The organism is Brevundimonas sp. CEF1 (assembly GCF_051353055.1).
Taxonomy (GTDB): Bacteria; Pseudomonadota; Alphaproteobacteria; order Caulobacterales; family Caulobacteraceae; genus Brevundimonas.
In genome coordinates this window covers 1,069,964-1,091,962 of sequence record NZ_CP195593.1, presented here as the reverse complement: position 1 = coordinate 1,091,962, position 21,999 = coordinate 1,069,964, and the positions used below count along the sequence as shown (strand labels likewise).

General features: G+C 65.7%; 33 protein-coding genes. 4 read left to right on the top strand and 29 right to left on the bottom strand.

Going from position 1 to position 21,999, the window contains the following annotated elements; all coding sequences use genetic code 11:
* Window positions 1-57: 57 nt before the first annotated feature.
* Window positions 58-1,377, bottom strand: a complete 1,320-nt coding sequence (locus ACR9FL_RS05670; RefSeq protein ID WP_436357617.1) for a replication-associated recombination protein A — start codon at window positions 1,375-1,377, stop codon at window positions 58-60.
* Between the two features lie 67 nt (window positions 1,378-1,444).
* On the opposite strand from ACR9FL_RS05670, the gene ACR9FL_RS05665 reads away from it, so the two are divergent.
* A complete protein-coding gene (locus ACR9FL_RS05665; RefSeq protein ID WP_296174985.1) occupies window positions 1,445-1,867 on the top strand; it encodes a VOC family protein in 423 nt (140 codons plus the stop codon).
* On the opposite strand, the gene bla is transcribed toward ACR9FL_RS05665, so the two are convergent.
* The 3 genes from bla to ACR9FL_RS05650 form a co-directional block, all read right to left on the bottom strand.
* Window positions 1,864-2,742, bottom strand: coding sequence for a subclass B3 metallo-beta-lactamase (bla, locus tag ACR9FL_RS05660; protein WP_436357615.1), 879 nt, complete (start codon window positions 2,740-2,742; stop codon window positions 1,864-1,866). The genes ACR9FL_RS05665 and bla overlap by 4 nt on opposite strands.
* 63 nt (window positions 2,743-2,805) lie before the next feature.
* Window positions 2,806-4,188: a trypsin-like peptidase domain-containing protein gene (locus tag ACR9FL_RS05655; RefSeq protein ID WP_436357613.1), complete on the bottom strand. Its 1,383-nt coding sequence runs from the start codon at window positions 4,186-4,188 to the stop codon at window positions 2,806-2,808.
* A 100-nt stretch (window positions 4,189-4,288) separates the two neighbouring features.
* Window positions 4,289-5,596 carry a TCR/Tet family MFS transporter gene (locus ACR9FL_RS05650; RefSeq protein WP_297932692.1) on the bottom strand — a complete coding sequence of 436 codons (1,308 nt, stop codon included), beginning with the start codon at window positions 5,594-5,596 and terminating at the stop codon, window positions 4,289-4,291.
* A gap of 120 nt (window positions 5,597-5,716) precedes the next feature.
* Here ACR9FL_RS05650 and ACR9FL_RS05645 point away from each other — a divergent pair, with 120 nt between their 5' ends.
* On the top strand, window positions 5,717-6,112 hold the full coding sequence (locus ACR9FL_RS05645; protein ID WP_436357611.1) for a GIY-YIG nuclease family protein: 396 nt from the start codon (window positions 5,717-5,719) through the stop codon (window positions 6,110-6,112).
* On the opposite strand, the gene ACR9FL_RS05640 is transcribed toward ACR9FL_RS05645, so the two are convergent.
* A complete protein-coding gene (locus ACR9FL_RS05640; RefSeq protein ID WP_436357610.1) occupies window positions 6,109-7,338 on the bottom strand; it encodes an ectonucleotide pyrophosphatase/phosphodiesterase in 1,230 nt (409 codons plus the stop codon). The genes ACR9FL_RS05645 and ACR9FL_RS05640 overlap by 4 nt on opposite strands.
* A 100-nt stretch (window positions 7,339-7,438) precedes the next feature.
* Between ACR9FL_RS05640 and ACR9FL_RS05635 the strand changes: the two genes are divergently transcribed.
* Together ACR9FL_RS05635 and ACR9FL_RS05630 are read left to right on the top strand one after the other, a co-directional pair.
* Window positions 7,439-8,362: an ABC transporter ATP-binding protein gene (locus ACR9FL_RS05635; RefSeq protein WP_436358122.1), complete on the top strand. Its 924-nt coding sequence runs from the start codon at window positions 7,439-7,441 to the stop codon at window positions 8,360-8,362.
* Window positions 8,352-9,209 (top strand): ABC transporter permease subunit, encoded by an 858-nt coding sequence (locus ACR9FL_RS05630; RefSeq protein ID WP_436357608.1) that lies wholly within the window; start codon window positions 8,352-8,354, stop codon window positions 9,207-9,209. Before ACR9FL_RS05635 ends, ACR9FL_RS05630 begins: the two co-directional genes overlap by 11 nt.
* 6 nt (window positions 9,210-9,215) lie before the next feature.
* On the opposite strand, the gene ACR9FL_RS05625 is transcribed toward ACR9FL_RS05630, so the two are convergent.
* The 24 genes from ACR9FL_RS05625 to rpsS form a co-directional block, all read right to left on the bottom strand.
* Window positions 9,216-9,686, bottom strand: coding sequence for a GNAT family N-acetyltransferase (locus ACR9FL_RS05625; RefSeq protein ID WP_436357607.1), 471 nt, complete (start codon window positions 9,684-9,686; stop codon window positions 9,216-9,218).
* Between the two features lie 95 nt (window positions 9,687-9,781).
* On the bottom strand, window positions 9,782-10,198 hold the full coding sequence (rplQ, locus tag ACR9FL_RS05620) for a 50S ribosomal protein L17 (RefSeq protein WP_436357605.1): 417 nt from the start codon (window positions 10,196-10,198) through the stop codon (window positions 9,782-9,784).
* 119 nt (window positions 10,199-10,317) lie between these two features.
* Window positions 10,318-11,337, bottom strand: a complete 1,020-nt coding sequence (locus tag ACR9FL_RS05615; RefSeq protein ID WP_297932698.1) for a DNA-directed RNA polymerase subunit alpha — start codon at window positions 11,335-11,337, stop codon at window positions 10,318-10,320.
* Between the two features lie 94 nt (window positions 11,338-11,431).
* Window positions 11,432-11,821 (bottom strand): 30S ribosomal protein S11, encoded by a 390-nt coding sequence (rpsK, locus tag ACR9FL_RS05610; protein WP_105563654.1) that lies wholly within the window; start codon window positions 11,819-11,821, stop codon window positions 11,432-11,434.
* A gap of 16 nt (window positions 11,822-11,837) precedes the next feature.
* Window positions 11,838-12,206 carry a 30S ribosomal protein S13 gene (gene rpsM, locus ACR9FL_RS05605; protein ID WP_105563653.1) on the bottom strand — a complete coding sequence of 123 codons (369 nt, stop codon included), beginning with the start codon at window positions 12,204-12,206 and terminating at the stop codon, window positions 11,838-11,840.
* A gap of 137 nt (window positions 12,207-12,343) precedes the next feature.
* Window positions 12,344-13,060 carry an energy transducer TonB gene (locus ACR9FL_RS05600; protein ID WP_436357603.1) on the bottom strand — a complete coding sequence of 239 codons (717 nt, stop codon included), beginning with the start codon at window positions 13,058-13,060 and terminating at the stop codon, window positions 12,344-12,346.
* Window positions 13,061-13,122: 62 nt separating this feature from the next.
* Window positions 13,123-13,683 carry an adenylate kinase gene (locus ACR9FL_RS05595; protein WP_296176000.1) on the bottom strand — a complete coding sequence of 187 codons (561 nt, stop codon included), beginning with the start codon at window positions 13,681-13,683 and terminating at the stop codon, window positions 13,123-13,125.
* 21 nt (window positions 13,684-13,704) lie between these two features.
* On the bottom strand, window positions 13,705-15,084 hold the full coding sequence (secY, locus tag ACR9FL_RS05590; RefSeq protein ID WP_296175998.1) for a preprotein translocase subunit SecY: 1,380 nt from the start codon (window positions 15,082-15,084) through the stop codon (window positions 13,705-13,707).
* 147 nt (window positions 15,085-15,231) lie between these two features.
* On the bottom strand, window positions 15,232-15,825 hold the full coding sequence (gene rplO, locus ACR9FL_RS05585) for a 50S ribosomal protein L15 (RefSeq protein WP_436357601.1): 594 nt from the start codon (window positions 15,823-15,825) through the stop codon (window positions 15,232-15,234).
* A 164-nt stretch (window positions 15,826-15,989) separates the two neighbouring features.
* Window positions 15,990-16,184 carry a 50S ribosomal protein L30 gene (gene rpmD, locus ACR9FL_RS05580; protein WP_296175996.1) on the bottom strand — a complete coding sequence of 65 codons (195 nt, stop codon included), beginning with the start codon at window positions 16,182-16,184 and terminating at the stop codon, window positions 15,990-15,992.
* Between the two features lie 5 nt (window positions 16,185-16,189).
* Window positions 16,190-16,795: a 30S ribosomal protein S5 gene (rpsE, locus tag ACR9FL_RS05575; RefSeq protein ID WP_105563647.1), complete on the bottom strand. Its 606-nt coding sequence runs from the start codon at window positions 16,793-16,795 to the stop codon at window positions 16,190-16,192.
* A gap of 13 nt (window positions 16,796-16,808) precedes the next feature.
* Window positions 16,809-17,165 carry a 50S ribosomal protein L18 gene (gene rplR, locus ACR9FL_RS05570; protein ID WP_105563646.1) on the bottom strand — a complete coding sequence of 119 codons (357 nt, stop codon included), beginning with the start codon at window positions 17,163-17,165 and terminating at the stop codon, window positions 16,809-16,811.
* A 3-nt stretch (window positions 17,166-17,168) separates the two neighbouring features.
* The gene (gene rplF / locus ACR9FL_RS05565) at window positions 17,169-17,702 is read right to left on the bottom strand and encodes a 50S ribosomal protein L6 (RefSeq protein ID WP_296175994.1); all 534 of its coding nucleotides are present in this window, start codon (window positions 17,700-17,702) and stop codon (window positions 17,169-17,171) included.
* 1 nt (window position 17,703) lies between these two features.
* Window positions 17,704-18,102 carry a 30S ribosomal protein S8 gene (rpsH, locus tag ACR9FL_RS05560; protein ID WP_105563644.1) on the bottom strand — a complete coding sequence of 133 codons (399 nt, stop codon included), beginning with the start codon at window positions 18,100-18,102 and terminating at the stop codon, window positions 17,704-17,706.
* Window positions 18,103-18,117: 15 nt separating this feature from the next.
* A complete protein-coding gene (gene rpsN, locus ACR9FL_RS05555) occupies window positions 18,118-18,423 on the bottom strand; it encodes a 30S ribosomal protein S14 (protein WP_105563643.1) in 306 nt (101 codons plus the stop codon).
* Between the two features lie 19 nt (window positions 18,424-18,442).
* Window positions 18,443-19,003, bottom strand: coding sequence for a 50S ribosomal protein L5 (rplE, locus tag ACR9FL_RS05550; RefSeq protein WP_296175993.1), 561 nt, complete (start codon window positions 19,001-19,003; stop codon window positions 18,443-18,445).
* A complete protein-coding gene (gene rplX / locus ACR9FL_RS05545) occupies window positions 19,003-19,311 on the bottom strand; it encodes a 50S ribosomal protein L24 (RefSeq protein WP_105563641.1) in 309 nt (102 codons plus the stop codon). The genes rplE and rplX overlap by 1 nt, the downstream gene beginning before the upstream one ends.
* 1 nt (window position 19,312) lies before the next feature.
* Window positions 19,313-19,681 (bottom strand): 50S ribosomal protein L14, encoded by a 369-nt coding sequence (rplN, locus tag ACR9FL_RS05540; protein WP_021698481.1) that lies wholly within the window; start codon window positions 19,679-19,681, stop codon window positions 19,313-19,315.
* Between the two features lie 18 nt (window positions 19,682-19,699).
* A complete protein-coding gene (gene rpsQ, locus ACR9FL_RS05535) occupies window positions 19,700-19,942 on the bottom strand; it encodes a 30S ribosomal protein S17 (RefSeq protein ID WP_105563640.1) in 243 nt (80 codons plus the stop codon).
* 10 nt (window positions 19,943-19,952) lie between these two features.
* Window positions 19,953-20,150, bottom strand: coding sequence for a 50S ribosomal protein L29 (gene rpmC / locus ACR9FL_RS05530; RefSeq protein WP_105563639.1), 198 nt, complete (start codon window positions 20,148-20,150; stop codon window positions 19,953-19,955).
* On the bottom strand, window positions 20,147-20,587 hold the full coding sequence (gene rplP, locus ACR9FL_RS05525; RefSeq protein WP_105563638.1) for a 50S ribosomal protein L16: 441 nt from the start codon (window positions 20,585-20,587) through the stop codon (window positions 20,147-20,149). The genes rpmC and rplP overlap by 4 nt, the downstream gene beginning before the upstream one ends.
* 6 nt (window positions 20,588-20,593) lie before the next feature.
* Window positions 20,594-21,337, bottom strand: coding sequence for a 30S ribosomal protein S3 (rpsC, locus tag ACR9FL_RS05520; RefSeq protein WP_296175988.1), 744 nt, complete (start codon window positions 21,335-21,337; stop codon window positions 20,594-20,596).
* The gene (gene rplV, locus ACR9FL_RS05515; RefSeq protein WP_105563636.1) at window positions 21,337-21,717 is read right to left on the bottom strand and encodes a 50S ribosomal protein L22; all 381 of its coding nucleotides are present in this window, start codon (window positions 21,715-21,717) and stop codon (window positions 21,337-21,339) included. The genes rpsC and rplV overlap by 1 nt, the downstream gene beginning before the upstream one ends.
* Before the next feature lie 3 nt (window positions 21,718-21,720).
* A complete protein-coding gene (rpsS, locus tag ACR9FL_RS05510; protein ID WP_105563635.1) occupies window positions 21,721-21,999 on the bottom strand; it encodes a 30S ribosomal protein S19 in 279 nt (92 codons plus the stop codon).

Genomic DNA, 21,999 nt, shown 5'->3' with positions numbered 1-21,999 from the left:
AACTGAGGGACGCAGGACTTGGGAAGTCCACGGCCTCGCTTCAACGCCGCCCGCGCCTCAGCCTTCCCTCTGCGCCCGTTCCCGCAGCGCCGCCCAGCGCTCCAGCCGCGCCTTGACCTTCTCCTCATGCCCCTCGCCCTTGGGCTTGTAGAAGATGCGGCGCTCCATCTCGTCGGGGAAGAAGTTCGCGCCGGAAAAGCCCTCGGGCGTATCCGGGTCGTACTGGTAACCCTTGCCGTAGCCGAGCTGTTTCATCAGCTTGGTCGGAGCGTTGCGGATATGGGCGGGCGGCATCAGGGAGCCGGTCTCGTGCGCCGCGCGCTTGGCCGCCTTGAAGGCCTCATAGACCCCGACCGACTTGGGCGCCGTGGCCAGATGAACCACCGCCTGAGCCAGGGCCAGTTCGCCCTCGGGACTGCCCAGGAAGTCGTAGGTGTCCTTGGCGGCGTTGGCGACCAGGATGGACAGGGGATCGGCCTGGCCAATGTCCTCGACCGCCATCCGTACGATGCGCCGCGCCAGATAGAGCGGGTCCTCGCCCCCGTTCAGCATCCGCGCCAGCCAGTAAAGCGCCGCGTCCGGGTCCGATCCGCGGACCGACTTATGCAGGGCGGATATGAGGTTATAATGCTCCTCGCGCGACTTGTCGTAGGCGGGAGCACGCTTCTGCAACACGCCCGCCAGGGCCTGCACGTCGAGCAGATCCCCCCCCTGTTCAGGGCTGGGAAGGTCGAACAGGACCTCGGACATGGTCAGCAGATACCGCCCGTCGCCGTCGGCCAGGGCCAGCATGGCCTGACGCGCCTCGGCCGTCAGCGGCAGGGGCCGCTCCATCAGTGCCGCCGCCCGATCCAGCAGTTGATCCAAGGCCCCATCGTCCAGTCGCTTCAGCACATAGACCTGGCTGCGCGACAGCAGGGCGCCGTTCAGCTCGAAGCTGGGGTTCTCGGTCGTGGCCCCGACCAGGGTGACGATCCCCTCCTCGACGAAGGGCAGGAAACCGTCCTGCTGCGCGCGGTTGAAGCGGTGGATCTCGTCAACGAACAGCAGGGTCTGTTGGCCCGCCGCCCGGCGCATCCTGGCCGCCTCGAACGCCTTCTTCAGGTCGGCGACGCCTGAGAATACGGCGCTAATCGATTGATATTCATAACCCGCCGCCTTGGCCAACAGGCGCGCGATGGTGGTCTTGCCGGTGCCGGGCGGCCCCCACAGGATCATGGAGCCCAGACGCCCGGCCTCGATCATCCGCCGGATCGGCCCGCCCTCGCCCAGCAGATGGTCCTGACCCACGACCTGATCCAGCGTCTGCGGGCGCAGACGGTCGGCCAGGGGCGCGTCAGGGGGATGGATGCCGGAGGCTTCGAACAGGTCACTCATGGAACAGCCTAGATAGGCGTTCGTTCAGTCGAACACACGCACTACTATCGGCCCGAACGGAGGAACCATGTCCGAATCCCAGCCGAACCAGGGCCCGACCGGCGGCGTCACGCCCCACCTGACCATCCCCTCGCGCGGCGGTGCGGCGGCCATCGAATTCTACGGCCGGGCCTTCGGCGCCGAGGAGATCATGCGCATGCCCGCCGAGGACGGCGAGCGGCTGATGCACGCCCACCTCAAGATCAATGGCGCCAGCCTCATGCTGGCCGACGAATTCCCCGAATGGTCCGGCGAGGCCGACATCACGCCCAGGGGCGTCACCCTGCATCTTCAGGTCGACGATCCCGACGAATGGTGGAACCGCGCCCTGGTGGCGGGCGCCATCCCTGTCATGCCTCTGGAGGACCAGTTCTGGGGCGACCGCTACGGTCAGGTCCGCGACCCCTTCGGCCACACATGGTCCATCGGCGGCCCGATCAAGAGCGCCTAGGACGCTTCGCGATCCAGTCGCGCCTGAAGCCGCCCCCGCGCCCGCTCGGCGTAGGCGCGGCAGGCTGAGGGATCGAGGAAGGGGTTGGGCGTCGCCCCCGCCTGCAGGGCGGCGATCTTGACGTCACCGCCCGAGTTGTCTGGGTGGGCCGAGATCAGCAGGTCGCAAGGCAGAGCCTCCATCCGGTCGATCGAGGCCCGCAGCGCCGCCGTTGCGTCAGGATGCGCCCTATAGGTGAAGGTCCCGCTGGCCACGGCGTTGAGACTGGATGCAAACACCACGTCCACGCAGGCCTCGCCTTCGCAGGATTTCCACGTCCAGCTGACGCTGCCGGGCGTATGCCCCGGCGTGAAGACCGCCTTCACCGCCGTATGGCCCAGACCCACGGTTTCGCCGTCCCCGATCCCGCGCGCATTGGGGACCGGCGGATGCGCGCGAACGCTGGCGGCCTGGGGATCATGGGCGTCTGCCTGGCCCGTGCGCAGCGCGGCCGCGCCGATGGGACTGGTGATCACCTCGGCCCCGCTGTCGCGCGCCAGGGCGGCCAGGCCGCCGGAATGATCATAGTGCGCCTCGGTGTTCAGGATGTAGCGGACATCCTCCACCTTGAAACCCAGCTGGCGAATGCTCGCCTCCGTCGCCGCCACGGTCTGAGGCAGGGCGCCGTCGATCAGGATCAGACCATCGCCGGTGTCGATCAGCACCAGGCTGATCCCGCCCGTCCCGACGAAGTAGGTATCGCCATAAAGCTTCAGGGGCGCCTGCGGCTTCTCCCAATCGGCATTGCCAGGAATCGGCTGCGTCAGCGGATCGTCATGGACGACGCCCCCGACAGACAGCAGGGCGAGGGCGGCGGCAAGGGACAGGAAGATCATCCCGCCACTCGACACGAGACACCGCCGTTCGCAAACGAAAAGGCCAAGCTATCCCCGGATAGATCAGGGCAACCGGCCCGTCAGCTTGCGCCCGCCACGCACGATGGTCAGTTCCGACCCGCGTTGCACCCGGCCCAGGGCCGCGACCGAGGTCGCCGCGCGGCCGTCCACCTGAACAATCAGGTCATTGGGGCGCAGACCGATCCGCGCCGGGATGCTGTTGCGCTGCAGCCCTGTCACCACCACGCCGCTGGTGAAGGGATCGCCGCCCAGGCGATCCGCCAGGGCCGGGTTCAGCGCCACGCCCTGCAGGCCCGCCAGCGCGCCCTGCCCCACGCTTGTCCCCTGCCCCGGATCGGCGTCGCCCGGCAAGGCCGCGACGCGGGCGTTGATCGTCTGGGTCCGTCCGTCGCGCAGGATGGTCACGGCCACGGTGTCATTGGGCGAACGCGTGCCGACGCGGAAGTTCAACCCGCCCTGGTCGTTGATCTCGGCCCCGTCGACAGCGGTGATGACGTCGCCCTCCTCAAGCCCGGCGCGGGCGCCCGGCCCCTGGGGGTAGACGTCGGTGATAATCAGACCCTGCGGCCGCGACAGGCCCAGGCTGCGGGCGATATCGGCGCTTACAGCATCCCCTTTCACGCCCAGCCACGGCCGCACCACGGCCTTGGCGCCGCCGACAGCCGACTCGACCACCCGCTTCACCATGGTCGCCGGCACAGCAAAGCCCACGCCGCTGGACGAGCCGCTGCGCGAGAAGATAGCCGTATTAATCCCGATTAGATCGCCGTCCATGTCAACCAGCGCCCCGCCGGAGTTGCCAGGGTTGATGGCCGCGTCGGTCTGGATGAAGGAGCTGGAATCGCTGATCCCCGTCTCGGTGCGGTTCAGGGCGGACACGATGCCCGTCGTCACCGTCTGACCGACCCCAAACGGGTTGCCGATGGCCAGGACCAGGTCGCCGACCTGCTGCTCTTCCTGATCGTCGATCCGCATCACCGGCAGGTCGCCCTCGACGCCGTCCAACTGCAGCACCGCAATGTCAGAGCGCTCATCGGCCAGCAAAACCTTGGCGGGATATTCGCGCCGATCATTCAAGGTGACGCGGATCTGCTGCATGTTCTGGATGACGTGGTTGTTGGTCACCACGATCCCGTCGGCCCTCACAATGACGCCCGATCCGATTGAGCCCGACTGTCGAACTGTCTGACCCGTATACATCGTCCAGAATGGATCGGCCTGCTCACGCCTCAGCGCCGAGATATTGACCACGGCGGGCGCCGCCTCGCGCACCACGGGGGCGAAGCTGGACTTCATGGCCCCGGCGTCGCGCGGGGCCTGGCGCGGCTGCTCGGCGAAGACGCCTTCCTGCGCCTTGGACGGTTGCGGCTGGCCGCAGGCGGACAGCATCAGGGCGGCGGCGATAGCCAGTCTGGAAGTCTTCATGTCGTCCGGTCTCGTTCGGAAGGCTGAGTTTACAAGGCATTGCGCAACGAGTTTGAGACAGGATCAAGGCCAACAGCCAAGCCTGAGGCCCGCGCCGCGATCAAACGAGCGTGACCTCATCCCGTTCCGCCCGCCGCGCGGTGATCCAGCCGATCAGCGCCGCCAGGGCCAGGACGACAGCGGCCAGATAGAAGGCCAGGCCCGGCGTCGAAATAGCCTCCACCGCCGCCGACGCCAGTTTCGCGTCGACGCCGACGCCTCTCAACCACGCCGTCACCGGCCCAAAGCCCTCGCCCACAGACACCGAATAGACCCAGCCGAAGAAGAGCGGCGAGGCCACGCCCGCGATGGAGGCGACGCTCATGTTCGCCCCTTGAAGTTGCCCCTGCTCGCTCTCGCTGACGCGCCGGGTCATCAGGGACTGCAGCGTCGGCATGGCCAGGCCCCACAGGGCGTTGGGCAGCATGGCGATGATGAAGGCCACCCCCGTCGGCGCCCAGCCCATCAAGGCGATGCCGACCGTCCCGCCGCACAGGCCGAACACCATGGTGGCGCGGTCGCCCAGCTTCTTGGCTGCCGGCCCGACCAGGACGCCCTGGACGATCATGTCCAGCACCCCGACCAGGGCCAACAGCATCCCCACCTGCCACGGCCCCCAGTCGTATCTCAGCCCGGCATAGAGGACGAAGACCGCCGAGAAGACGTGGTGGGCGAAGTAGAGCAGGAAGTTCACGACCGCGAGCCCGGTCAGCTCGGCATGACGCCGCAGCAGCATCATGGCCCCGACCGGATTGGCCCGGCCCCAGCTGAACGTCATCCGCTTCTCAGGCGCCAGGCTCTCAGGCAGGATGAACAGGCCGTAGAGGAAGGCCAGGCCCGACATGGCGGCAGCGACCCAAAAGGGCACGCGCGGCCCGAACTCGCCCAGGAAACCGCCCAGCACCGGCCCCAGCACGAAGCCGCCCGAGAAGGCGGCGCCGATCAGGCCATAGGCCCGCGCCCGTTTGTCCGGCTCGGTGATGTCGGCCATGTAGGCGTAGATGGTCGTGAAGCTGGACGAGGTGACGCCCGCGATCAGCCGCCCGACCGCCAGCCACCACAGGCTCGGCGCCAGAGCCATCAGCACATAGTCCGCCGCCAGCCCGGCGCAGCTGATCAGGATGACTGGCCGCCGCCCATACTGGTCCGACAGCGAACCGATGACCGGCGAGGCGAGGAACTGCATCCCCGCCCACAGGGCCACGAAAACCCCGTTCAGCAGCCCCGCCCTCGCGTTCGATCCGACGAACTCCTCGATCAGATGCGGCAGGACCGGAATGACGATCCCCATGGCCACGATGTCCAGCACCGCGGTCACGAGGATAAAGGCGATCGCCGCGCGGCGGACCTTGGGATGATGCAGGGACATGAAGGCTCGCGGAGTTGGAACGTCGTTCTAGACGGCGGCAGCCTCCCCCGCGACCGTATTTCTCTTTTCGTCACCCTCGGGCTTGTCCCGAGGGCCCATCCGTCCCCATGCTCGACCTCAATGTCGAACGAGCGCCCTTTCATTGCCGCCTATATGATGACCAACCGTCCCTTTGGGACGTTATATGTCGGCGTCAGCAGCAATCTGCTCCAGCGCGTTCAGCAACACCGGAATGGGACCTTACCAGGATTCACCAAAGCACACGCGCTGAAGCATTTGGTCTGGTACGAGACCTTTGAAGCGATCACCGACGCGATCCGCCGCGAGAAAACGCTCAAACGTTATCTCCGCGATTGGAAGATCAACTTGATCGAGCGCGAGAACCCGCACTGGGCGGATTTGGCGGAGGCCTGGTTCGAGCCGCCAGCGTGGCGGCACGATCCTCAGGCGGCCCGCTCGCCGCCGACATGGGCCCTCGGGACAAGCCCGAGGGTGACGAAACCGAGGACGGGTTAGCGCGTCGTCACCACCAGCGTATCCTCCGCCCGCCCGTCGCCGCGCGGCGCGTCCACGCCCAGCAGACGCGCCAGGAAGGGCTGCACGTCCACACTGTCCAGATCGGTCAGACGCCGCCCCTGCACCACGCCCGGTCCGTGGGCGATGAAGATGGCCGCCATGTCCGGCGACAGGTTGTCATAGCCATGCGCCCCGCCCGGCTTGGTCACCGGCCGCGCCCGAGTGGTGAAGGTCCAGCCCGGCTCCGAGGCGCAGACGATGGCCGAAACGCGCGGGTTGGAACCCAGCACGAACCGCGCCGGGATATCGCTCTTTCTCCAGCAGTCCAGATGCGGGCGCGAGCCCAGCAGCGCCGCCTCGACCTCGGCCTCACGACCGGGCGCCGGGTTCAGGAAGGTGACCGCCCCGGAATAGATGATCTGGATGGCGGCCGGGTCGATCAGGTCGTCGATCCAGGTCACTCGCTCGGGCGAGGTGGCCGCCATGCCGTGATCGGACACCACCACCAGCACCGTGCGCTCATAGAGGCCCCGCGCCTTCAGCCCCTCGACCAGGCGGCCGATGGAAGCGTCGACCGAACGGATGGCCTCGGCGGTTTCGGGCGCGTCGGGGCCGTTGTGGTGGCCCTGGGTGTCAACGATGTCGAAATAGAGGGTGGTCAGCTGCGGCCGCTGATCCGCCGGCAGGTCCATCCATTGCAGCACGCGATCCACCCGCGCGTCGCCGGGCATCCCCTGATCAAAGGTCGTCCAGTAGGTCGGTCGAACGCCGCGAATGTCGGCTTCCGAGCCCGGCCAGAACATGGTCGCCGTCTTCATCCCCGCCTTCTCGGCCGAGACCCAGATCGGCTCGCCCTGATCCCACCAGCGGCGGTCGGTCACGGCCTGCTTGTTGCCCAGGCTGAACCGGCCCAGCTCGGCGTCGACCATGTTGTTGCCGACGATGCCGTGGTGATCGGGGTGCAGGCCCGTGACCAGAGTGTAGTGGTTGGGGAAGGTCACGCTGGGGAAGGACGGCCGCATCGGCCCCGTAGCCCCCTCGCCCGCCAGACGCGACAGGTTGGGCGTGATGCCTCGATCCAGATAGTCGGCTCGGAAGCCGTCGATGGAGATCAGCATGACCAGCGGCGGCTCGACCGGGGCCTGCGGCTCGGGAGCGACGACAGGCGTGGTGGCGCAGGCGGTCAACAGCAGGGCCAGGCAGAGGCCCGCGACGCGAGACAACATGAGAAACTCCGAAGCAACTTCGGGAAGATTGCCTAAGCTTAATCTGCGACAGGCAGAAGACGGCTTGTCGGCTTATCCCCACCGCGCCAAGCTCAACCGCATGACCGCTGTTATCGAAACGACCGGCTTGACCAAGACCTATGGCGCGGTGTGCGCCCTGGACGGGCTCAGCCTCTCCATCCCGCGCGGCGGGGTTTACGGCGTTCTGGGGCCGAACGGCGCCGGCAAGTCCACCCTGTTCCGCATCCTGCTGGGTCTGATCCGGCCGACCGCGGGTCAGGTCCAGGTCCTGGGCCAGCACGCGGGCGATCTCGCCGCCATGCGCCGCATCGGCTCCATGATCGAGACGCCGCGTTTTCCGCCCTACATGACCGCGCGTCAGGTGCTGCAATGGCTGGCCCTCGCCCACGGCATGGGGAAAGACGCCGCCATCGACGCCTGGCTGGACCGCGTCGGCCTGACCGAGGCCGCCAACCGCAAGGTGCGCGGCTTCTCAGTCGGCATGTTGCAGCGCCTGGGCGTCGCCGCCGCCCTGATGACCAAGCCCGACCTCGTCATCCTGGATGAGCCGACCAGCGGCATGGACCCGCCCGGCATTCAGGAGATGCGCGCCCTGATCCGCAGCCTGGCCGACGACGACGGCGTGACCATCATCCTGGCCAGCCACCAACTGCTCGAGGTCCAGCGCGTCTGCGACCGCGTGGCCATCTTCAACCGCGGGACCCTGGCCGCCGAAGGCAAGGTCAGCGACCTGACCGCTGCGGGCGAGCGCCTGCGCCTGTCCGCCACGCCCCTGGCCAAGATCATAGGTGTCCTGGGCGACAGGGGCACGATCGACGGCGACGCCGTCCTGGCCGCCATCCCCCGCGCCGAGGGTCCCGCCCTGCTGCGCGTCCTGATCGAACAGGGCGTGGACATCGACGAGGCCCGCTGGGTCGGCGCCGATCTGGAAAGCGTCTTCATGGCCGAGACCGGCCCGGCGCGCACCGATGCTCAGGTCCGGGAGGCCCTCCATGCTGGCTGACGCCATCCGCTCCGAATCCTGGCGCCTGACACGGAACCGCACGGTCCTGTCGTGGAGCTTGATCTTCGTGCCGGTTGTCATGCTGGTCGGAACCATCGGCGGCGCCGTCTTCGACTCCAGGGTCGAGCGCATGGCCGAGCAGTTGCCGCCCCAGTTGACGGCAGCCAACGGCGTCCTCGACCTGGGCGCCGCACTGGTCTCGGCGGCCGGCCAACTGGCCAATCCTGGTTTGCTGGCCTTCCTGCTGATCGGCGCAGCGACCATCTTCGCCGGCGACTATCGCTGGGAGACCTGGCGCCTAATCACCGCGCGCAACAGCCGCGCCAACCTGATCATGGGCAAGGCCGGCGCGGTCAAGCTGATGACCCTGGCTGGCCTGCTGCTGTTCCTGGCGGCCGCCCTGATCGGCGCGGCCGCCAAGGGGCTGATCCTCGACAGGGACCTGGTCTTCGGTTTCGGCGGCGAGCAAGCCCGAAGCTTCGGCCTGTTATTCCTGCTGGCCTATGTGCGGGCGATCCAGTTCCTGCTGCTCAGCCTGCTGGCCGCGACGCTGACGCGCTCTCTGCTTGCCGCCCTGTTCGTGCCCCTGGTCGTCGGCGTCGCCCAGGAGCTTCTGGTCACCGCCACTCCGCTTCTGGGATGGAGCTCCGTCGACTGGCAGACCCAGTTGCTGTTCCCCGGCGTCGCCTATGAAACCCTGAAGGCCGTCATTCTGGGCGGGGTCCCCGCGGCCGTCTTGCAAGAAGGCGTCGCCTGGCGGGCCGCCGCCAGCCTGGCCTTGTGGAGCTTCCTGCCCTTCGGTCTGTCGCTCTGGTGGTTCAACCGTCAGGACCTGTCGAAGGAGTAGCGGCCGCTACAGCCGCTTCTCCATCCAGACGTCGGCGCGGGCATAGGGGGTCGGCTGCGGCGGCAAATCCACGAAGCCGAAGCGAGCATAGAGACCCAGCGCGGGCCCCAGCGTCGAACTGGTCTCCAGATAGAGGCGGTGCGCGCCCGCGTCCCGCGCCGCCGCCTCGCAGGCCTCCAGCAGCCGCAGCGCCAGCCCGCCGCCTCGCGCCTCGGGCCGCACCGTCATCTTGGTGACCTCAAAGCCGACGTCGCTCATGGGGATCAGACCGCAACAGCCGACCGGAATCCCGTCCCGCTCCGAGAAGAAGATATGCCCGCCCTTGGCCAGGATCTGTCCTTCGGGATCATCCAGCGTCAGATGGTCCTTCGCCTCCAGGGCGAACCCGCCTTCAACCAGCCATCCCGTGTTCAGGGCCTTCCAGGCGGCGCGGCTGGCGGGGCTATAGGCGACGATGCGATCTTCGAGCGTGCTCATGGGCGCTCTATCGCCCCCGGCGTCGCGGCGGACAATGAAAAAGGCGGCTGGATCGCTCCAGCCGCCCTTTCATGTCTTCAGGTTGAAGAAGCCGATCAGGCTTCGTCGCCCTCGATGACGAAGACCGGACCGGAGTCCTTGCCCTTGGCTTCGACGTCGCGATCGACGAACTCGATCACGGCCATCGCGGCGTTGTCGCCGTGACGGAAGCCAGCCTTCATGATGCGGATGTAACCGCCCGAACGTTCGGCGTAGCGCGGGCCGATCGTTTCGAACAGCTTGCCGACTTGCGGCACGTCGCGGACGGCGCTGATGGCCTGACGACGAGCGTGCAGGTCGCCCTTCTTGGCGAGCGTGACCAGCTTCTCAACGAAGGGACGCAGTTCCTTCGCCTTCGGCAGGGTGGTCGTGATCTGCTCGTGCTTGATCAGCGAGGCGGCCATGTTGGCGAACATGGCTTGGCGGTGGCTGACCGTACGGCCGAGCTTGCGGTAAGCGGCGCCGTGGCGCATCGGGGTCTCTCCTACTCAACCCTGGTTTCCGGCCTAACTAAAGGGGCGGGACCTGGGGCCTTGTTCATTCTAACCGCCCCAACCGCGTCCCTGAGGGGCGCTGGGCGGAGGGTTGATGATCAGATCTGGTCGTCGAACTTTTTGGCCAGATCTTCGATGTTTTCGGGCGGCCAGTTCGGCACGTCCATGCCGAGCGACAGGCCCATCGTCGCGAGAACTTCCTTGATCTCGTTCAGCGACTTGCGGCCGAAGTTCGGGGTGCGAAGCATTTCGCCCTCGGTCTTCTGGATCAGGTCGCCGATGTAGACGATGTTGTCGTTCTTCAGGCAGTTGGCCGAGCGGACCGACAGCTCCAGTTCGTCGACCTTCTTGAGCAGGGCCGGGTTGAAGGGCAGGTCGGGCTTGCCGTCCGTCGCCTCAACAGCCTTGGTCGGCTCGTCGAAGGTGATGAAGATCTGCAGCTGGTCTTGCAGGATGCGGGCGGCGTAAGCCACCGCGTCAACCGGCGAGACGGCGCCGTTGGTTTCAACTTCCAGGATCAGCTTGTCGTAATCCATCGACTGGCCCTGACGGGTCGGCTCGACGCGATAGGCGACGCGCTTGACCGGCGAGTACAGGGCGTCGACGGCGATCAGGCCGATCGGCGCATCTTCCGGACGGTTCAGTTCGGCGGCGACGTAGCCCTTGCCGTTCTGGACAGTCAGTTCCATGCGGATCGAAGCGCCGTCATCCAGAGTGCAGATGATGTGATCGGGGTTCAGAACCTCGATGTCAGCCGGAGCTTCGATCTGGCCAGCCGTCACGACGCCGGGGCCCGTGGCGCGCAAGGTCATGCGCTTGGGGCCTTCGGCGTGCATGCGCAGCGCCAGTTGCTTGATGTTCAGGACGATGTCGACCACGTCTTCCCGAACGCCTTCCAGCGACGAGAACTCGTGAACAACGCCGTCGATCTGGATGGCCGTGACCGCCGCGCCTTGCAGCGAGGAGAGCAGAACGCGACGAAGTGCGTTGCCGAGCGTCACACCGAAACCACGCTCGAGGGGCTCAGCGACCAGACGCGCCTTGCGCAGCGGGTCGGAGCCGCCCTCGACTTGCGGCTTCTCGGGACGGATCAGCTCTTGCCAGTTTCTTTCGATCATAGAGTCCCTCGAACGGATTTCGTCGGCTCCGGCCTTGTCGACGAGGCCATGGTGGAGCCGACGGAGATTGGGGGTGCCTGAAACGCGGTCGCGATTAGACGCGGCGGCGCTTGGGCGGACGGCAACCATTGTGCGGCATCGGCGTGACGTCGCGGATGGTCGTGATCGTCAGACCGACGGCCTGCAGAGCGCGGAGCGCCGACTCACGGCCGGAACCCGGACCCGAGACGTTGACTTCCAGCGTCTTCACGCCGTGCTCTTGAGCCTTCTTGCCGGCGTCTTCAGCAGCCATCTGGGCGGCGTAAGGGGTCGACTTGCGCGAACCCTTGAAGCCCATGTGACCGGCCGAGGACCAGGAAATAGCGTTCCCCTGGGCGTCCGTGATCGTGATCATGGTGTTGTTGAAAGAGGCGTTCACGTGAGCCACGCCCGACGTGATGTTCTTGCGTTCGCGGCGCTTAACGCGACCCGGTTCCTTAGCCATCGGTCAGCTCTTTCTCTTACTTCTTCTTGCCGGCGATCGGCTTGGCCGGGCCCTTGCGGGTGCGGGCGTTGGTGTGCGTGCGCTGACCGCGGACCGGCAGGCCCTTGCGGTGACGCAGGCCGCGGTAGCAGGCCAGGTCCATCAGACGCTTGATGTTCATCGAGGTTTCGCGACGCAGGTCGCCTTCGACGGTGTGATCCTTGTCGATCGTTTCACGGATCTGCAGGATTTCAGCATCGGTCAGCGAGTTGACGCGGCGAGCGGGCTCAATGCCGACCTTCGCGGTGATTTCCTTGGCGGCGTGCGCGCCGATGCCATGGATGTACTGAAGCGCGATTTCGACGCGCTTGTTGGTCGGAATGTTGACGCCAGCGATACGGGCCACGAGAATCTCCAGATACGCTTAAACAGACGCGGAAACCGCTCCGGTCAACAGACCAGGAGCGTGTGCGCCCTTCGCGGAAGCGGCCCTTATACAGGGGATTCTCTGTGCGTCAACGGGCGCACGCCGAGCGCGTCCCGTCATGGCATGAACTCCACACCCACAGTGATCTCTCGTCCTTCAACAGGGCGACCGTCGCGCGTGGGAGGACGAAAGCGGAAATACGACGAAGCCGCAAGAGCCGCCTGGCCGAATCCTCTGCCCGGCGGCGCCTCGTCGACGACCCGGCAATCCTCCAGCCGCATGTCGAGCCGGATGCGGCAGGCGATCCGGGCGCTGCCGTTCAGGCGCTGGCGAAAGGCCTCGCGCGGATGCAGCCGTCTCAGTTGATCCTTCGTCGGCCCCTGGATCAGACGCGGCGGGCCGTCCCCCGCCCCCGGCCCCGAGCCGGCGCCCTGCCCGGCGCCAGACCCGGTCCCCTCGCCGCCAAGCCCCTGCCCCGGCGCCGGACCGGCGTCGGGGGCCGCGCCCACGATCGGCGGCGGCTCGGGCGCGGGCTTGGGCGGCGCCGTCACCTCGGGCGGACGTTCGCTCTTCTTCGGCGGCAGATGGACCCGCGAGGGCGCGGCAGGAGCACCCCCGCCCTCGGCCGGCGCCGGCTTGGGCGGCGGCGGAGCCGGCAAGGGCGGAATTGGCGACGGCCGGACGAGTTCTACCTCGACCGGCCGTGACAATGGCGTGGGTGGCGTGACGGGCCGAAGATGCCCCAGCAGTCCGAACAGAGCCAGATGCAGCGCCCCGACAGCCACGCCCACCATGGCGAACCTGGCGCTTCGAGACGACGATCTTCTGCTCATGTGCGCCCCATAAAAGCGGATACCCGAACGCCTAACGCCCGAAACCCGCTTCAGATCAGAGGCTAGACCAGAGCGCCGTCGATAGCGGCGGCCACAGTGGCGATGTCGCCCATGCCGTCGATCTCGGTCAGCTTGCCCTGGGCCTGATAGTAGGGAAGCAGGGGCGCGGTCTGGGCGTTATAGACGGCCAGGCGGTCCTTAAACGTCTCGGGGTTGTCGTCCGGACGGCCCTGCTCGGCGAAGCGCTTGCCGATGCGGGCGGTCAGGGCGGCGTCATCGACCTTGAGGCGGACCACGCGGTCAATCTGGGCGCCGCGCTTGGCCAGCATGGCGTCCAAGGCTTCGGCCTGAGCCACGTTGCGCGGGAAGCCGTCGAAGATGGCGCCGCCGGCGGCCTCGGCCTCCGGCAGACGGTCCTCGATCAGGGCGATGACGATCTCGTCGGTGACGAGATCGCCGCGCGCCAGCACGTCCTTGACCTTGAGGCCCAGATCCGAGCCGGAAGCGATCGCGGCGCGAAGCATGTCGCCGGTCGAGAGCTGGATCATGCCCCGCTCCTCGACCAGACGCTTGGCTTGCGTTCCCTTGCCGGCCGCGGGCGGCCCGAACAGGATCAGGTTCATCTTGCGGGCTCCCCTACCCGATTAGCGTCGGGCGGGGGCGGCGCCGCCCCGACCGCCACGACCACGCAGCTTGGCCTTCTTGATCAGACCCTCGTACTGGTGCGCCAGCAGTTGGGACTGGATCTGGGCGACAGTGTCCATCGTGACCGAGACAACGATCAAGATAGACGTTCCTCCGAAGTAGAGGCTGTTGCCCAGGCTGCTGACCAGGAACTCCGGCAGCAGGCAGACCGCGGTGATGTAGGCGGCGCCGATCACCGTCAGGCGCGTCAGGACATAGTCCAGATACTCGGCCGTGCGCTTGCCCGGACGGATGCCCGGCAGGAAGCCGCCGTACTTGCGAAGGTTCTCGGCCGTGTCCTCGGGGTTGAAGGTGATCGAGGTGTAGAAGAAGCAGAAGAAGACGATCAGGACCGCATACAGGATCATGAACAGCGGCTGGCCGTGCGTCAGCTGCGCCGTCACCAGCGGCAGCCAGCTCATCCACTCGGGCAGGTTGGCCTGGGCGGTGAAGGTGGCGACCGTCGTCGGCAGCATCAGCAGCGACGAGGCGAAGATGGCGGGAATGACGCCGGCGGTGTTGACCTTCAGCGGCAGGAACGAACGCTCGCCGCCCGTCATGCGGTTGCCTTCCTGGCGCTTCGGATACTGGATCAGAAGACGGCGCTGGGCGCGCTCCATGAAGACGATGAAGACGATCACGGCCACGGCCATGATGGCGATGAACAGCAGGGTGAAGGCGGACATCTGACCTTGCTGAGCCAGGCCCAGCAGACGCGCCACAGTGGACGGCAGAACCGCCACGATACCCGCGAAAATGATCAGCGAGATGCCGTTGCCGACGCCGCGCGCCGTCACCTGCTCGCCCAGCCACATCAGGAACATGGTGCCGCCCGTCAGGGTGGTGACCGTCGAGATGATGAAGAAGATGCCCGGCTGGTCGATCAAACCCGCCTGGGCGTTCAGACCGGCGGCGATGCCGAAGGACTGGGCCAGAGCCAGGAAGACCGTCAGGTAACGGGTGTACTGGTTCAGCTGCTTGCGGCCGCTTTCGCCGCCTTCCTTCTTCAGCTTCTCCCAGGGCGGGTAAACCGCGCCCATCAGCTGCACGATGATCGAGGCCGAGATGTAGGGCATCACGTTCAACGCGAAGACGGCCATACGCTCGACCGCGCCGCCCGAGAACATGTTGAACATGTCCAGGATGCCGCGCTGGCCATCAGGGTTCTGGAAGAAGGCCAGGAAGGCCTCGGAATTAATGCCCGGAATCGGAACATAGGTGCCGATCCGATAGACCAGCAGCGCGCCCAGCGTGAACAGCAGGCGTTTGTGCAGCTCGGTCGCTTTCGCGAACGAGCCCATGTTCATATTGGCGGCGAGTTGTTCAGCGGCCGAAGCCATTAGGCGGTCCCCACGACTATGCCCGTCGTCAGATAGGCGGAAAGCGGCCGTCTTGCGAGGGCCGCTTTCATGATTTTCGTCATCCCGGTGCGGACAATCCCGGCGAGCGTCACATCAGCAACGCCCGCACGGGATGACGATATCGATTTAGGCCTTGGCAGCAGCGCGTTTGGCGCGGGCCGAGACCTTGTTGGCGTCGCCCAGCGGAGCCTTGGCGGCCGGAGCCTTGCCCTTGGCGGCGTTGCGCTTCTCGACGCGAGCAGCGGCCTTGGCTTCAGCGGCGATGCGTTGTTGCTCGACCTTGCCGCCAGCGGCTTCGATGGCCTTGATGGCGCCGGCCGAGGCCGACCACACGACCAGGTTCAGCTTGGCCTTCAGCTCGCCTTCGCCCAGAACGCGGACGCCGTCCTTGACGCGACGGATCACGCCGGCGGCCACCAGGGCGGCGCCGTTGATTTCAGCCTTGGCGTCCAGCTTGCCGGCGTCGATGGCTTCTTGCACGCGCCACAGGTTCACTTCGGCCAGCTTCAGCGCGTTCGGGTTGTTGAAGCCGCGCTTCGGCATACGCATGTAGAGCGGCATTTGACCGCCTTCGAAGCCGCCGATGGCGACGCCCGAACGCGACTTCTGACCCTTGACGCCGCGACCGGCGGTCTTGCCCTTGCCCGAACCCGGGCCGCGGCCGACGCGCATGCGCTTCTTGTGGGCGCCTTCGTTGTCGCGAATTTCGTTCAGTTTCATGTGCCTGATCCTTTCGGGTGCTAGCGCCAGGTCGATCGGATTGATCGCGCCTGACTCGGCGTTGGATAAATTGAAGGGCCGCTTCTAGGCGGCCCGTCGCTGCATCGCAAGATGCTTCTTCAAAGAGAAACGCCCTCCCCCGGATCGGGAGAGGGCGCATCGTCTTATTTTTCGACCACTTCGATCATGTGGGCGACCTTGGCGATCATCCCACGGACCGAGGGGGTGTCTTCCAGCGTCGACTCACGGCCAATGCGGTTCAGACCCAGACCCGACAGAGTGGCGCGCTGATCCGACTTGCGGCGGATCGGGCTGGCCGTCTGGCGGATCGTGACGGTGGCTTTTTCGTTCTTGGCCATGTCTATCAGCCCTCGACTGCTTCAGGCGCCGAAGCGCCGTCGTTGCGGCGGCCCATCAGGTCAGCGACCTTCTTGCCACGCTTTGCAGCAACCTGACGCGGCGACGATTGAACCTTCAGAGCTTCGAAGGTCGCGCGGATCATGTTGTAGGGGTTCGACGAGCCGGTCGACTTGCCGACGACGTCCTGGACGCCGAGGGTTTCGAGGACCGCACGCATCGGACCGCCGGCGATGACGCCCGTGCCGGGAGGGGCAGCGCGCATCATGATCTTGCCAGCGCCCCAACGGCCGTTGCCGTCGTGGTGCAGGGTGCGGTTCTCGCGGAGCGGAACGCGGATCATGGTCTTCTTGGCTTCTTCAGTCGCCTTGCGGATGGCTTCCGGCACTTCACGCGCCTTGCCATGACCGAAGCCGACCCGGCCCTTGCCGTCGCCCACAACCATCAGGGCTGCGAACGAGAAACGACGTCCGCCCTTAACGGTGGCGGCGACGCGGTTGATGTGCACCAGCTTTTCGACGATGTCCGAATCCGGGCCATCGACAGCGGGAGCGTTACGGTCGCGGCGGTCGCGGTTCTGACCACCTTGTCCGCGTTGGGGTTCACGAGCCATGCTTCTCGATCCCTTAGAAGTTCAGGCCGGCTTCACGCGCGGCCTCCGCCAGCGCCTTGACGCGGCCGTGATAGATGTAGCCGCCGCGGTCGAAGACGACGTCGGTGACGCCCTTCTCCTTGGCGCGTTCGGCGATCAGCTTGCCGATCGCAGCAGCTGCGGCGACGTCCGAACCCTTGGAACCCTTGCCGCCTTCCAGCGACGAGGCGGCGGCCACCGTGACGCCCTGGGCGTCGTCGATGATTTGAGCCGAGATGTTCTTGTCCGAACGGAAGACCGACAGACGCAGACGGCCGTTGGCGACAGCCTTGAGGCGACGACGGTTGCGTTCGGCGCGGCGCTTGGCTTGTTGTTGCAGAGAAAGAGCCATGACTTACTTCTTCTTGCCTTCCTTGCGCCGGACGGTCTCGCCCTGATAGCGCACGCCCTTGCCCTTATAGGGTTCCGGCGGACGCAGCTTGCGGATGACGGCGGCGATTTCACCAACGGCCTGCTTGTCCGAGCCCGAGATCTTGATCTCGGTCTGCTTCGGCACGGCGAAGGTGACGCCGGCCGGCGGGTCGATGTCGACTTCATGCGAGAAGCCGAGCTGCAGCGACAGAGCCTGGCCCTTCAGCGCAGCGCGGTAACCCACGCCGACCAGTTCCAGGGTCTTGTCGAAGCCCGTGGTCACGCCGGTGACCATGTTGTCGACCAGGGTCCGCGACAGACCCCACATCGCGCGAGCGCGAGGCGTGTCCGAACGCGGGGCCAGCGACAGTTCGTCGCCTTCCTGCTTGACTTCGATTTCTTCTGCGACGGTCCAGGAGCGTTCGCCCTTGGGGCCCTTCACGGTGACGTTCTGGCCGTTGAGCGTGACAGTCACGCCCTTCGGCACAGCAATGGTTTTCTTGCCAATACGGGACATATCAGTAGACCCTGCAGAGGACTTCGCCGCCGACGTTAGCGTCGCGGGCGTTGGCGTCGGACATGACGCCCTTCGAAGTCGAAAGGATCGAGATGCCGAGGCCGTTCTTGATCGGCTTCAGATCGCCGATGGCCGAATAGACGCGACGGCCGGGCTTCGACACGCGGGCGATCTCAGCGATCACCGGCTGGCCGTCAAAGTACTTCAGCTCGATCTCGAACTGCGGGAACTCACCGGGGTTTTGAACCAGCGAATAGCCGCGGATGTAGCCTTCGTCCTGCAGCACGTCGAGGACGCGCTGGCGCAGACGCGAGGCCGGGGTCAGCACCTTGGAACGCTTGCGGGTCGCCGCGTTCTTGATGCGAGCGATCATGTCGCTCAGGGGATCGTTGATCATCATATCTGTTCGCTCCCCTTACCAGCTCGACTTGGTCAGGCCGGGGATCTGCCCCAGGTTGCCCAGCTCGCGCATGGCGATCCGGCTCATCTTCAGCTTGCGGTAGAAGGCCCGCGGACGGCCCGTCACTTCGCAGCGGTTGCGGATGCGCGACGGAGCCGAGTTGCGCGGCAGCTCAGCCAGCTTCAGGCGAGCGTCGAAACGCTCTTCCAGCGGCAGGCTCTCGTCGTTGGCGGTCGCCTTGAGGGCAGCCCGCTTTGCGGCATACTTCGCAACCAGGGCCTTGACGGCTTCGTTACGGTTTACGGCGCTTTTCTTAGCCATTGTTCTCTTCCCTTCCCGCTCAGTTCTTGATGAACGGGAAATTGAACTCGGTGAGGAGAGCCTTGGCTTCCTCATCGGTCTTGGCCGTGGTGCAGACGACGATGTCCATGCCCCACATCTGATCGATCTGGTCGTAGTTGATCTCAGGGAACACGATGTGCTCCTTCAGACCCGTGGCGTAGTTGCCACGACCGTCGAACGAGGTGCCCTTCAGACCACGGAAGTCCTTCACGCGCGGCAGCGCGATCGTGATGAAGCGGTCCAGAAACTCGTACATCTGGGCGCCGCGCAGCGTGACCTTGCCGCCGATGACCATGCCTTCGCGCAGCTTGAAGCCGGCGATGGAGTTACGAGCCTTGGTCGGCACAGCCTTCTGACCAGCGATGGCCGTCAGGTCCTTGAGGGCCGCATTGACCTTCTTGGAGTCTGCGACAGCTTCACCGACGCCCATGTTCAGGACGATCTTGTCCAGCTTGGGGATCTGCATCTCGTTCGTGTAGCCGAACTTTTCCTTCAGGGCGGCGCGAATGCGGGCCTGATATTCGGTCTTGAGACGCGGCGTGTACTTGGTGTCAGCCATTAGATGACGTCTCCCGTGGTCTTGGCGAAGCGAACCTTGGCGTCGCCTTCGACCTTGAAGCCGACGCGGGTCGCCTTGCCGTTGGCGTCGGCGATCGCGACGTTCGACAGGTGAAGCGAGGCTTCCTTGTGCTTGATGCCGCCTTGCGGGTCAGCCTGGGTCGGGCGCGTGTGGCGCTGAACCATGTTGACGCCTTGCACGACGACGCGGTTTTCGGTCGGGAGGACCTTCAGCACCTGGCCGGTGCGTCCCTTGTCCTTGCCGGTCAGGACGACGACCTTGTCGCCCTTTTTGATCTTGGCGGCCATATTACAGGACCTCCGGAGCCAGCGAGATGATCTTCATGTGGTTCTTGGCGCGCAGTTCGCGAGGAACCGGGCCAAAGATCCGCGTGCCGACCGGCTCGTTCTGCTTGTTGACGATGACGGCGGCCGACTTGTCAAAACGAATGACCGAGCCGTCCTTGCGCTGGATGTCCTTGGCGGTGCGCACGACGATGGCGCGAACGACGTCGCCCTTCTTCACGCGGCCGCGCGGGATAGCTTCCTTCACCGAGGCGACAATGGTGTCGCCCACCGAGGCGTAGCGGCGCTTGGAGCCGCCCAACACCTTGATGCACATGACCCGGCGAGCGCCCGAGTTATCGGCGACCTCCAGGTTAGTTTGCATCTGGATCATAGGATCCGATCCTTTTCTTTAGGAAGCCGAGGCGGGGGAAACGACTTCCCAACGCTTCAGCTTGGACTTGGGGGCGCACTCGACGATGCGTGCGACGTCGCCGACTTTGAGGGCGTTGCCCTCATCGTGAGCGTGGTACTTCTTGGACAGACGGACGATCTTTTTCAGGACCGGGTGCAGCAGAGTGCGCTCGACCTTCACGACGACCGTCTTGTCGCCCTTGTCGGACACGACCACGCCTTCAAGAATACGTTTGGGCATAGGTGTTTCCTTAAACCGCTGCGCGCTTCTCACGCAGAAGCGTGGAGATGCGAGCGATGTCTTTGCGGACTTCACCAACGCGGTGAGTCTTTTCCATCTGACCGGTGGCGGCCTGGAAGCGCAGGTTGAACTGTTCCTTCTTGAGCTTCAGCAGCTCGTCGGCCAGTTGGTCGGGGGTTTGGCCCCGGAGATCGGCGATCTTGGTCATGCCGCTTCCTCAAGGTGAGCGATGCCGGCGTCGAGGCGGGTGACCACCTTGGTGCGGACCGGCAGCTTGGCCGCGCCGAGGCGCAGAGCTTCGCGAGCCACATCGTCCGGCACGCCGTCGATTTCGAACAGGATGCGGCCCGGGTGGCAGCGTGCGGCCCAATGGTCCACGGCGCCCTTGCCCTTACCCATCCGGACTTCAGCCGGCTTGCCCGTGACGGGCAGATCCGGGAAGACCCGGATCCAGACGCGGCCCTGACGCTTCATCTGACGCGTGATCGCGCGGCGAGCCGCTTCGATCTGGCGAGCAGTGATACGCTCGGGTTCCACCGTCTTCAGGCCATAGGAGCCGAAGTTCAGCGAGAAACCACCCTTGGCCGAGCCATGGATGCGGCCCTTGAAGGCCTTGCGGTACTTGGTCTTTTTAGGTTGCAACATGACCTATCAGCCCTCACGACCACGGCGCGGACCGCGATCACCGCGGGGGCCGCCACGGCCTTCGTTGGACGACGGACCCGAGGCTTCCAGGGCCCAACGCTTGTCCTGAGCCATGGGATCGTGCTCCAGCACTTCACCCTTGAAGACCCAGACCTTCACGCCAATGATGCCGTAGGTCGTCTTGGCTTCGTAGAAGCCGTAGTCGATGTCGGCACGCAGCGTGTGAAGCGGCACGCGACCTTCGCGGTACCATTCCATACGAGCGATTTCAGCACCGCCGAGGCGACCCGAGACGTTGATCCGAACGCCCTTGGCGCCCAGACGCATCGCCGACTGCATCGAACGCTTCATGGCGCGGCGGAAGGCGATCCGGCGCTCCAGTTGCTGTGCGATGTTTTCGGCGATCAGCTGCGCGTCGGTTTCCGGCTTGCGGACTTCGACGATGTTCAGGTGAACTTCGCCTTCGGTGCGAGCCGAGATGTCCTTGCGGAGCTTCTCGATGTCAGCGCCCTTCTTGCCGATCACGACGCCCGGACGGGCGGCATAGATCGTCACGCGGCACTTCTTGTGCGGGCGCTCGATGATGATGCGCGAGACGCCAGCGGCGGCCAGGCGTTCCTTGAGCCACGTGCGCAGCTTCAGGTCCTGGTGCAGCAGGCGGGCGTAGTCGGCGCCGCCGGCGAACCAGCGGCTGTCCCACGTGCGGTTGACGCCGAGGCGCAGACCGACCGGATTGATTTTCTGTCCCATCAGGCGGCCTCGCCGGCTTCACGGACCACGATCGTGATCTCGCTGAACGGTTTCAGGATGCGCGACGAGCGACCACGAGCGCGGCTCGCGAAGCGCTTCATCACCAGGTTCTTGCCCACGAAGGCCTCAGCGACGACCAGATTGTCGATGTCGAGGTTGTGGTTGTTCTCGGCGTTCGAAACGGCCGAATACAGAACCTTGCGGACGTCGGTGGCGATACGCTTGCGGCTGAATTCCAGCTCGTTCAGCGCCTTCTGAACCGGCAGACCGCGGATCGAAGCGGCGACCAGGTTCAGCTTTTGAGGGCTGATGCGAACGTTGACCAGCTTGGCGCGAGCCTCGGTGGCGCCGACGCGGCGGGGGTTGTTGGACTTGGCCATCAGTTACTTCCTTTTGGCCTTCTTGTCCGCCGCGTGACCCGGGAACGACCGGGTCGGGGCGAACTCGCCAAACTTCATGCCGACCATGTCTTCGTTGACCATCACCGGCACGTGCTTTTGGCCGTTGTGGACGCCGAAGGTCAGACCGACGAACTGGGGCAGGATGGTGGAACGACGCGACCAGGTCTTGATCACATCCTTGCGGCCCGACGTTTGAACGGCGTCGGCCTTCTTGAGCAGATACCCGTCGACAAACGGGCCTTTCCAGGAGGAGCGGGCCAT